The sequence below is a fragment of the Azospirillum sp. UFLA03-27 genome, assembly GCF_059803775.1.
Genome location: NZ_JAUQTX010000313.1, coordinates 1 through 6555, shown reverse-complemented (window position 1 = coordinate 6555; position 6555 = coordinate 1). Strand labels below are relative to the sequence as shown.

Sequence of the window (6555 nt, the reverse complement as noted above, 5' to 3'; positions counted from 1 at the left end):
TAGCTGTTATAGTCTCGTGGGCTCGGAGATGTGTATAAGAGACAGGTCGCGGGGCAAGCGCCTTGCCCCGCTACTTCCCGGCGAACAGCCACGTCCCGAAGGGCGCGGTCGGTCCGACCAGTCCGTCGCGGCCCACCTGGACCTCGAACACCACGCCCGCGCTGTCCACCTGTCCGCCGGTCGGCAGGGTGCGCGGCGCGTCCTGCGGGCGCGGCAGGGCGGGGTAGGGCACGCCGGTCCCCTGGCCGCTGCCCTCCAGCTCCTTCAGCGGCCCGTCGAACCGGATGTCGGAAAAGCGGTCGGACGGGTAGGGGTAGGCGTTGAAGAACCAGCTTCCCCGCCGGCAGCCGTTGATCAGCCAGTAGACGCCGTTCGACGGCAGGCGCACCCCGCTCGGCGCCGGCTCGAAGGCGCCGCTCTCGTAGAGGCGCAGGACGAAGAGGGCGAACTGGCGCGGCGACAGCTGGGCCTTGGCCACCGGGCCGCGGGCCACCGCCGCCGGGTCGTCCAGATCGATGCGGGCGAGGTCGGTGGCCTCCAGCACGCGCGCTTCGACCATCGCGCCGCCGGTGCCGCGGTCGCCGACGATGTCGTAGGTCCGCACATGCTTCTGGTAGTCGGCGTTGAAGACCAGCCGGTATCGGTCGGTCTCCCCCTTGGTGCAGGCGGCGCGCAGATCGTCGCCGTTGAGGTAGCTGACCCAGGTGAGCTTGCGCGCCACCGGGTTATCGGTCGGCCCGACCGAGGCGCAGCCGGCGAGCAGTCCAGCCGCAGCCACCGTCATTCCCGTTAGCTTGGCAAATCTCCCTCTTCGTCCATCCCGTGGGGCAGCGCGCAGAGTCGTCGGGCGTCGCACGGGCGGGCGGGTCATGAGGTGCCTCGCGTCCAGTCGGGAAGGGAAATGGTCCTGCGCTTCCGGGAAGATGGATCGGCGGTCGCGCTCCTTCAACGCGGTTCGCCCCTTACGGGTCCGTGCCTCATCCAATTTCGTCACAGCGCCGCCGAAGAAATCGAAGCGGCAAATTAACGAATTGTCGCTAGACACTGTTTTGCATGGAATTTACCATTGCGCCAAACAGCAAGTATTAGCCTTTGGCGGGGGCATCATGAACGTAACGGGCCAGACCGTTCGAAGCCTGCTTTTGGCGTTCGCTTGGCGCGGGCGCGAAACGGAGGGGGAACAGGCCACAGAACGTTTGGCGAATGGACGTTCGACTCTGGGGAGTGCCTTCAGCATTACCCCTTTCGTTCGAGGGCTGTGCGGCCGGGGGCTATGCGGCGCCCTGGCGGTGCTGGCGGTGACCGTTCTGGCCCCGTTGCCGGCGCTGGCCGCGAAATACGCGGCGATCGTCGTGGACGCGCGCACGGGTGAGGTGCTGCACGAGGAAAACGCCGACACCCTGACCTACCCGGCGTCGCTGACCAAGATGATGACGCTCTACCTCACCTTCGACGCGCTGGATTCTGGGCGGCTGCGGCTGGACCAGGCGCTGCCGGTGTCGGCCTGGGCGGAAGCGCAGTCCCCGACCAAGCTGGGGCTGCGCGCCGGCAAGACGCTGCGGGTGGAGCAGGCGATCCTCGGGCTGGTCACCAAGTCGGCCAACGACGCCTCGGTCGTGCTGGCGGAGGCGTTGGGCGGCAGCGAGGCCAAGTTCGCCGAGATGATGACCCGCAAGGCCCGCGAGTTGGGCATGCGCAACACCGTCTTCCGCAACTCCAACGGCCTGCCGAACATGGAGCAGCTGACCACGGCGCGCGACTTCTCCATTCTGTCGCGGGCGATGCTGTCCGACCACTCCCGCTATTACCCCTATTTCAGCCGTCGCGCCTTCGTCTATGGCGGGCGCAGCCTGAACAACCACAACCGGCTGATGTCGCGCTACGAGGGCATGGACGGCATCAAGACCGGCTACACCGTGGCCAGCGGCTTCAACCTCGCGGCGTCGGCGGTGCGCGACGGGCGCCGGCTGGTCGCCGTGGTGCTGGGTGGCAAGTCCGCGGCCTCGCGCGACGCCCGCATGGAAGCGATCCTGGACAAGGCGTTCGACAAGCCGAGTCGCGGTTCGGAGGCTCCGGTCGTCGCCCGCGCCGGGGACGAGGACGCGCCGCGCGTCACCGCCAAGGGCAAGCCGCCGGCCAAGGCGGAGACCATCGCGCAGCTCGCCTCCACCGTCTCGACTCCCGCCGCGGTCCGCCCGCCGGCCCGCGCCCGCGACGAGGACGCCGATTCGCCGAAGGCGGACGGGTCGAAATGGGGCGTGCAGGTCGGTGCCTTCTCCACGCGGGAGGCCAGCAAACGGGCGCTGACCCAGGCGACCAAGCAGGCGCCCTTCCTGCTGCGCGCCGCCAAGCCGGCGGTGACTCCGGTGAAGTCCAACGGCTCCACCGTCTACCGCGCCCGCATGGTCGGGCTGGACGAGGGGACCGCCCGCAAGGTCTGCTCGGAACTGACCCGCAGCGGCCACCGCTGCGTCCCGGTGTCGCTGAACGAGAAGCTTTAGGCCGGCTTCTTCCCGCAGGCACTTTTTTCGCCATATGAAAAAGGCGCAGCCGCGAGGCTGCGCCTTTTTTCATGTCCGCGGAGCGCGGGCCGGTCAGGCGCCCGGCTCGTTGGCGTTCGGGAAGAACAGCGAGTTGCCGTTGATCGTGTAGTCCGCGATGGCCTGCTGACCCTCGGCGGACACCAGCCAGCTCACGAAGGCCTGCCCGTCGGCGGCCTTGACGTGGCTGAACTTGGCCGGGTTCACCAGCATGACGCCATACTGGTTGAACAGGCGCTTGTCGCCCTCCACCAGGATGTCGAGATCGCCGCGGTTCTTGAAGCTGAGCCAGGTGGCGCGGTCGGTCATGGCGTAGCCGCTCACCGCAGCGGCGGTGTTCAGCGTGGCGCCCATGCCCTGGCCGATGGCGCGGTACCAGCCGTCACCCGCCGTGGGGTCGACGCCGGCGGTCTTCCACAGCGCCTGCTCCGACTTGTGGGTGCCGCTGTCGTCGCCGCGCGACACGAAGGGGGCCTTGGCGGCGGCGATGCTCTTCAGCGCGGCGGACACGTCCTTGCTGCCGCCGACCTTGGCCGGGTCGGCCTTCGGCCCGACGATCACGAAGTCGTTGTACATGACCGGCTTGCGCTCGGTGCTGAAGCCCTCGGCGACGAACTTGTCCTCGGACGGCTTGTGGTGGACGAACAGCACGTCGGCGTCGCCGCGCTTGGCGATGTCGATGGCTTGGCCGGTGCCCTTGGCGACCACACGGACCTCGATCCCGGTCTTCTCGGTGAATTTCGGCAGGATCGACTTGAACAGCCCCGAATCCTCGGTCGAGGTGGTGGAGGCCACGGTGATGAAGCGGTCGGCGGCGGTGGACGGCTGAACGGAGCCGAGCAGCAGAGCCGCCGCGGCGGCGCATCCCAGCACGAAAGAACGGCGCAGCATCGGACTATCCCTCTCCAGGTTCTTGCCCGCCTTGGTTGCGGGCTGTGGCGGCGACTATGGGAAAGTTCGAACGGCTTTGCAAATTTTCCAGAATCGCGGAGGCAGCGGTGGCTCAGGCCCGCCGCGTCTCCCGCACCATGGCGGCGGCGAAGTTCACCGACAGCGACAGGGTCATCAGGATGACGCCGAGGCCGAGCGCCAACGGCAGGTCGCCCTTGCTGGTCTCCAGCGCGATGGACGTGGTCATGACGCGGGTCACCCGGTCGATGTTGCCACCGACGATCATCACCGCCCCGACCTCCGCCGAGGCCCGGCCGAAGCCAGCCAGCACGATGGTCAACAGGCTCCAGCGCGCCTCCGATAGCAGGGTGAACAGGGTGGTCAGCGGCCCGGTCCCCATCACCCGCAGCAGGTCGCCATACTCCACCAGCAGATCCTCGACGATCTGGCGGGTCAGGGCGGCGACGATGGGCACGATCAGCACGGTCTGGGCCACGATCATCGCGGTCGGGGTGAACAGCAGCCCCAGCACACCCAGCGGGCCAGAGCGCGAAAGGATCAGATAGACGATCAGCCCCACCACCACCGGTGGCAGCCCCATCGCCGTGTTCAGGAACAGGGTCACCACGCGCCGTCCGGGAAAGCGGAAGGCGGCGACGGCGGCGCCCAGCGGCAGGCCGATCAGGGCCGACAGCAGGACGGCGGTCAGGCTGACGCGCAGCGACAGGCCGACGATCCCCACCAGACCGGGGTCGAAATCGGCGATCAGATGGAAGGCGGTGACGAAGGCCAGACCGAACTCATGCATAAGGATACTCGTGCATACCAAGCGCTCGCGCGTCAAATCGGGGCCGCATCGCTTCCGTCTTGCGGGAGCCGATCATCCACCGCTTGCCCCGGCGCGCAATCTTCCCCACTCTTCCGGTCATGGACCTCTCGGAATTCACCATAAGGCCGGACCCGGCGAATCCCAAGCTGACGGAGCGCGTTTCCGGGCTGGATCAGGACGGGCGCCCGGTGGAGGCGTCGGTCACCGTGGAACGGCCGCTGACGCTGTACCTGAACGGGCAGGAGATCGTCACCATGATGACGATCGCCGACTACCCCGATTATCTGGCGGTGGGCTATCTGCTCAACCAGAACATGCTGAAGCGCGACGACCGGATCACCGGCATCGACTACGACGAGGAGATCGACACCGTCGTCGTCCGCACCGAGCGCGCCACGAATTACGAGCAGAAGCTCAAGAAGAAGACGCTGACCTCCGGTTGCGCCCAGGGGACCGCCTTCGGCGATGTGATGGAGACCTTCGAGTCGGTGCGGCTGAACCCCGACGCGCGGCTGAAGACCTCCTGGATCTACGCCCTGTCGAAGAAGATCAACCTGACCCCCAGCCTGTATCTGGAGGCCGGCGCCATCCACGGCTGCGTGCTGTGCCAGGACGACCGCCCGCTCGTCTACATGGAGGACGTCGGGCGGCACAACGCGGTGGACAAGGTGGCGGGCTACATGCACCTGCACGGCGTGCCGGCGCACGACAAGATCTTCTACACGACCGGGCGCCTGACCTCGGAGATGGTCATCAAGACGGTGCAGATGGGCATTCCGATCCTGATCTCCCGCTCCGGCTTCACCGCCTGGGGGGTGGAGCTTGGGCGGCAGGCCAACCTGACCATGGTGGGGCGGGCCAAGGGCAAGCGCTTCCTCGCTTTGGCCGGCACCGACCGGCTGGACTTCGACGCCGACCCGGCCGCGGTCGGGGACGAGGGCGGGCGCCACCAGCGCAAGGGGAGCCGCGATGACGAGTGAGGGCATTGCCGGCGTGCTGCTGGCCGGCGGCCTGTCGCGGCGCATGGGCGGCGGCGACAAGAGCCTGCGCACGCTGGGCGGGCGCAGCATCCTGGAGCGCATCGTCGCCACCGTGCGCCCGCAGGTCGGGCCGCTGGTGCTCAACGCCAACGGCGACCCGGCGCGCTTCGCCGCCTTCGGCCTGCCGGTGGCGGCGGACGTGGTGGAGGGCTTCGCCGGACCGCTGGCCGGGGTGCTGACCGGGATGGAGTGGGCGCGGGCCAACGCGCCGGACTGCCGCTGGCTGGCCAGCTTCGCCACCGACGCGCCTTTCATCCCCAACGATCTGGTCGCGCGTCTGGTCGCGGCGGTGGAGCGCGAAGGCGCCGATCTCGCCTGCGCCCGCTCCGACGGGCAGGAGCATCCGGTCTTCGGGCTGTGGCGGGTGGACCTCGCCGACGACCTGCGCCGCGCCATGGTGGAGGAGGACATGCGCAAGGTGGACGCTTGGACCGCCCGGTACCGTCTGGCGGTTGCCGACTTCGCCACCGATCCGGTAGACCCCTTCTTCAACACCAACCGCCCCGACGATCTGGCGGAGGCGGAACGGCTGATGGCGGCGGGACTGGTCCGATGAGCGAAGCGCTGAACAAAATCGAGACGATGGCCCTGGGCATCGTGCTGGAGCGCCGCAAGGGCACCAGCGCCTGGGCGGAATGGGCGTGGCGTCCGGTCTCGGTGATTCCCGGCGCCCCGCCGGTCGACGGTCCCTGGCGCTTGCTGCGCGAGGGGGAGGGCTGGGCGCATTTCCACGCCGCGACCCTGCCGCTGGAGCTGTTCCGCAGCGACACCGAAGGCTACAAGCTGAACCTGTCGCAGGAGCCGCCACGCCTCTGGGTCGTGCTGCGTCCGGACGAGACGGGCGAGCCGGGGGGCGTCGTGCCCTTCGTCGTCACCGCCTCGGCCCACGAATGCGAGGCCTATCAGGTCAGCGGCGTGGAGATGGTGGAGACGGTGCCGATGCCGCCCGAGGTCACGGCGCTGGTCCGCGACTTCACCGAGCAGCACCATGTGGATGTCCCCTTCGTGAAGCGCGAGCGCAAGCGGCACTTCCCGAAGCAGGGGTGATGAATTCTTGATGGGGCTCCGGCGCCGTGGCCCCCCTCCCGACCTCCCCCCGCTCTCGGCGGACCGAAGGTTCCGCCTGCCGCGTCAGCGCAAACCTCTGGTTTGCGCGAGAGCTTCGCAGGGGGAGGAGCCAGTTCCCTCCCCTGCGGAGCGGGGGAGGGTTAGGGTCTGTCTCTTATACACATCTCCGAGCCCACGAGACTATAAC

General features: G+C 68.4%; 7 protein-coding genes. 4 read left to right on the top strand and 3 right to left on the bottom strand.

Annotation, left to right across the window (positions count from 1 at the left end; translation table 11 throughout):
• Positions 1-70: 70 nt before the first annotated feature.
• Complete coding sequence (locus Q4I23_RS29165; protein WP_454018980.1) at positions 71-784, bottom strand: hypothetical protein; 714 nt, start codon at positions 782-784, stop codon at positions 71-73.
• 514 nt (positions 785-1298) lie between these two features.
• Here Q4I23_RS29165 and Q4I23_RS29160 point away from each other — a divergent pair.
• Entirely contained in the window at positions 1299-2501 is a 1203-nt protein-coding gene (locus Q4I23_RS29160) for a serine hydrolase (protein WP_454018981.1), read from the top strand.
• A gap of 93 nt (positions 2502-2594) precedes the next feature.
• Here Q4I23_RS29160 and Q4I23_RS29155 read toward each other — a convergent pair whose 3' ends face one another.
• Complete coding sequence (locus Q4I23_RS29155) at positions 2595-3431, bottom strand: ABC transporter substrate-binding protein (RefSeq protein WP_454018982.1); 837 nt, start codon at positions 3429-3431, stop codon at positions 2595-2597.
• 112 nt (positions 3432-3543) lie between these two features.
• Positions 3544-4239 (bottom strand): ABC transporter permease, encoded by a 696-nt coding sequence (locus Q4I23_RS29150; RefSeq protein WP_498528526.1) that lies wholly within the window; start codon positions 4237-4239, stop codon positions 3544-3546.
• A gap of 119 nt (positions 4240-4358) precedes the next feature.
• Here Q4I23_RS29150 and fdhD point away from each other — a divergent pair, with 119 nt between their 5' ends.
• From fdhD to Q4I23_RS29135, 3 genes are read left to right on the top strand one after another with little or no spacing between them, the layout of a single operon-like run.
• Positions 4359-5240, top strand: coding sequence for a formate dehydrogenase accessory sulfurtransferase FdhD (gene fdhD, locus Q4I23_RS29145; protein ID WP_094305944.1), 882 nt, complete (start codon positions 4359-4361; stop codon positions 5238-5240).
• Positions 5230-5856, top strand: coding sequence for a molybdenum cofactor guanylyltransferase MobA (mobA, locus tag Q4I23_RS29140; protein WP_498528525.1), 627 nt, complete (start codon positions 5230-5232; stop codon positions 5854-5856). The genes fdhD and mobA overlap by 11 nt, the downstream gene beginning before the upstream one ends.
• Complete coding sequence (locus Q4I23_RS29135; RefSeq protein WP_498528524.1) at positions 5853-6347, top strand: DUF3305 domain-containing protein; 495 nt, start codon at positions 5853-5855, stop codon at positions 6345-6347. Before mobA ends, Q4I23_RS29135 begins: the two co-directional genes overlap by 4 nt.
• Positions 6348-6555 lie beyond the last annotated feature (208 nt).